The sequence below is a fragment of the Paraburkholderia sp. UCT2 genome (assembly GCF_014397665.1).
GTDB lineage: Bacteria > Pseudomonadota > Gammaproteobacteria > Burkholderiales > Burkholderiaceae > Paraburkholderia > Paraburkholderia tuberum.
Genome location: NZ_VZQO01000195.1, coordinates 1 through 238 on the forward strand (window position 1 = coordinate 1; position 238 = coordinate 238).

Annotated in this window: 1 protein-coding gene; it reads left to right on the forward strand. The window is 61.3% G+C overall.

Annotation, left to right across the window (positions count from 1 at the left end; translation table 11 throughout):
* Positions 1–223: diguanylate cyclase domain-containing protein (locus tag F6X39_RS37785; protein WP_187620173.1), on the forward strand; the 223-nt coding region annotated here is incomplete at its 5' end.
* Positions 224–238 lie beyond the last annotated feature (15 nt).

Consider the following 238-nt stretch of genomic DNA (forward strand, 5'->3'; position numbering starts at 1 on the left):
TGCCGACGGTATTCACGACATCCTTCATGGGCTTCGAGAGATCGGCGGTCATCCCGTCGCCGTATCGGCCAGCATTGGCGTGCGCATGCTCGGTGCCAATAGCGCGGACGGACGTCTTGATGTACACGCCCTGATGCGCCAGGCCGATAGCGCGATGTATCGCGCCAAAGCGAACGGGACGGACAAAACCTCATTCTTCGATGAGACGGGTGCCGGCGCGTAAGCGGATAGGGTTCCC